Source organism: Paraburkholderia guartelaensis (assembly GCF_004353905.1).
Classification (GTDB): Bacteria; Pseudomonadota; Gammaproteobacteria; order Burkholderiales; family Burkholderiaceae; genus Paraburkholderia; species Paraburkholderia guartelaensis.
In genome coordinates this window covers 1-2,656 of record NZ_SMOD01000128.1, presented here as the reverse complement: position 1 = coordinate 2,656, position 2,656 = coordinate 1, and the positions used below count along the sequence as shown (strand labels likewise).

Sequence of the window (2,656 nt, the reverse complement as noted above, 5' to 3'; positions counted from 1 at the left end):
TAGTCGGCCTTGAACAATCCGCGAAGGCTTATGCGGCAAGGCTCTGAGGCCGAATTGGTGTTGTGGGAATTGCAGGGACCAGGCATATTGACGCTTGAATCCTGCAAATCCTGACGAGGTGCGGATGGGTCCGAAGACGCCTGTGACAGAAGGAGATTTCTTCCGGCAGCCGCTGCGTGAGCAGATCAATCTGAAACATCCGCTGGTGCGGCTGGCTGAACTGATCAACTGGGATCGGCTGGGCGTGGCAATGAGCGAGAGCTTCGTGTCGCGCAAGGGACGGCCGGCAACATCACCCAGGCTGATCGCCGGCCTGCTGTATCTGCAGCACGCATTCGATCTGTCGGACGAAGAGGTCGTTTGGCAATGGGTTGAAAATCCGTACTGGCAGGTATTCACCGGCGAGACGTACCTGCAGACCGAACCGCCGATCGATCCGTCGAGTCTCACGCGCTGGCGCAAGCGGTTGGGCGAGGCCGGTGTTGAAGAGTTGCTGGCCGAAACAATCGAAGCGGCAAAACGTGCTGGCGTGATCAAAGCCGCAAGCGTGAAGCGCGTGATTGTTGACACGACGGTCATGCAGAAAGCGATCGCACACCCGACCGATTCGCGGCTCCTTGAACGGTGTCGCGAACATCTGGTGAAGGCTGCCGCGCGGCACGGCGTGAAACTGAGGCAGAACTACAACCGTGAGGCGCCGCACCTGGCGCGTCAGATTGGCCGCTACGCCCATGCGAAGCAGTACAAACGAATGAAGAAGACGTTGCGTACGTTGCGCTCGCGCGTGGGTCGGGTGATGCGTGACGTGGAGCGACAGATCGATGCGGTGTCCGACGGCAGTCGCGCGTCCCTGCAGGAACTGATTGGGCGCACGAAGCGGATCCTGTCGCAAAAGACAAAGGACAAAAACAAACTTTACGCAATGCATGCGCCAGAGGTGGAGTGCCTGGCCAAGGGCAAGGCGCGCACGCCGTATGAGTTCGGGGTGAAAGTGTCGATTACGACGACACACAAGGAAGGCCTGGTCGTTGGCATCACGCGGAGACTACGAGCGATGATCAGACGGCGCAGTGCGATCGAGCCAGCCATCGGCCACATGAAGACAGATGGCAAACTCGATCGGAACTGGCTGAAGGGAGCGCTCGGTGACGCGATGCACGCTGTGCTATGCGGCGCCGGTCACAACCTGCGGATGATCCTGAGGAAGCTGCGGCTTTTTTACGCCCTTGTTCTCATCGCCCTGTTCTTCGCTGTCGATCAGAGAGCATCCGCCCGCTGACGCCGATGTTGCCGATGACGGCCAAAACGAATTGTTCAGGGGCGACTAGATACATGGCGGGTTGCCTACAAGGACATCGTGCCAAGCGGATATCTCGCGGCGCTCGATGTGGTAACTGGGGCAGTGAGATGGCTGAGGACGGTGACGGTCGGCACGCCGCGCGTATTCGTTGCGATAGTAAGCGACTCGGTTGCCGGCTGGATCGCATTCGGTCCGTCCCGTGACGACGATGTCGAATCGCACTGCGCAGAAATCGAAGCGATTTATGTGGCACCATCATTCTGGAAGCGTGGCATCGGGACAGCGCTAATGAACGCAGCCTCAGAGAGACTCCATGCCGAGGGCTATTCGGCAGTCACGCTCTGGGTGTTGAAAGACAACAAGCCGGCGCAGGCGTTCTACGTCGAGAACGGATTTCAGGCCGATGGTTCAGTCAGGGCTATCGAAATTGGTGGCGCTGCCCTGACGGAAGTGAGACTCAAAGGGCGTATTGGCGAATAACCATGAACATCGAAGTCACCGACAAGCGAAATGAGCGGGATGATGCTTTCGTTGCGTCGCAACTCAGCGCATATAACGCGACATTCACGGAACGGGATTTACGGCTCATCTAAAATCATTTCAGCTTCCAACCACTACTGAACGCCGTGACCCAGTCGTTGTATCGTCAGTTGGTCGACGATGAAAATGTCAGGGCTACGGCGTCCCAGATAAATTTTCTTGAGGGCGATGCTCGCACTCGGCTTATGGTTTGCGAGGTCGACGGCCGTCTCCGGGGCACGGTATTGGTTTGCCTTTGTGCGGACGCTATGTATGCCGGGCAGCCCTTTGCGGTAGTCGAAAATCTCGTCGTTGATCAAGAATGTCGTGGCAATGGAATCGGGGAAGCGCTGCTAAGTGAGGTCGAGCGGTTTTGCCTGTCGCGGAACTGCTCGAAAATGATGCTGCTTAGTTCGGCGTCTCGCGTCGACGCACACCGATTCTTCGAGCAGGTTGGTTTCCATGGAGACCGAAAGCGCGGGTTCGTCAAATACCGCAGTCAGTTCAGTGAAGGGACTTAAACGCTTCCGTCGCTCCTCGGCCGAGGCCGTGTGGAAACTGTTTTCTTTGCCCCGGAGTCGAGCTCGCCAGCCCGACCAATCAAGCTTGAGAACTCCGGCCCAACTTAACGTAGGATTTCGAGCGTAAAAAGCCCCTCCGGGCCTTACGTTCCGACCAGCTTCATCGCATTTATTGCCCTGCCAGCCCCAAGTATCTTGATGACGCGCTTCAGGTTGTAGGCCAACACTTGAAGACTCATTTCGGTACTCACCCGTCCAAGCGTCCTGGTCAGGAAGTGTGTGGCCCCCATCCAGTGCTTTAGCGTGCCGAAGACGT

The 2,656-nt window shown here is 57.5% G+C and carries 3 protein-coding genes and 1 pseudogene; 3 read left to right on the top strand and 1 reads right to left on the bottom strand.

All coding sequences use genetic code 11. From position 1 onward, the window contains the following. Positions 1–124 precede the first annotated feature (124 nt). The 3 genes from E1N52_RS43410 (at position 125) to E1N52_RS45740 (ending at position 2,340) form a co-directional block, all read left to right on the top strand. Entirely contained in the window at positions 125–1,279 is a 1,155-nt protein-coding gene (locus tag E1N52_RS43410) for an IS5 family transposase (protein ID WP_133191217.1), read from the top strand. Between the two features lie 78 nt (positions 1,280–1,357). Next, positions 1,358–1,780 carry a GNAT family N-acetyltransferase gene (locus E1N52_RS43405; protein WP_165979595.1) on the top strand — a complete coding sequence of 141 codons (423 nt, stop codon included), beginning with the start codon at positions 1,358–1,360 and terminating at the stop codon, positions 1,778–1,780. A 146-nt stretch (positions 1,781–1,926) separates the two neighbouring features. After that, positions 1,927–2,340, top strand: coding sequence for a GNAT family N-acetyltransferase (locus E1N52_RS45740; protein WP_205965780.1), 414 nt, complete (start codon positions 1,927–1,929; stop codon positions 2,338–2,340). A 143-nt stretch (positions 2,341–2,483) separates the two neighbouring features. Here the strand turns inward: E1N52_RS45740 and E1N52_RS43395 are convergent. Next, positions 2,484–2,656, bottom strand: a pseudogene (locus tag E1N52_RS43395) (IS5/IS1182 family transposase); the annotation flags it as partial.

What these genes read in the sequence shown, in the direction of transcription:
- E1N52_RS43410 (WP_133191217.1), top strand. Translation starts at nt 125, where the DNA reads ATGGGTCCGAAGACGCCTGTGACAGAAGGAGATTTCTTCCGGCAGCCG.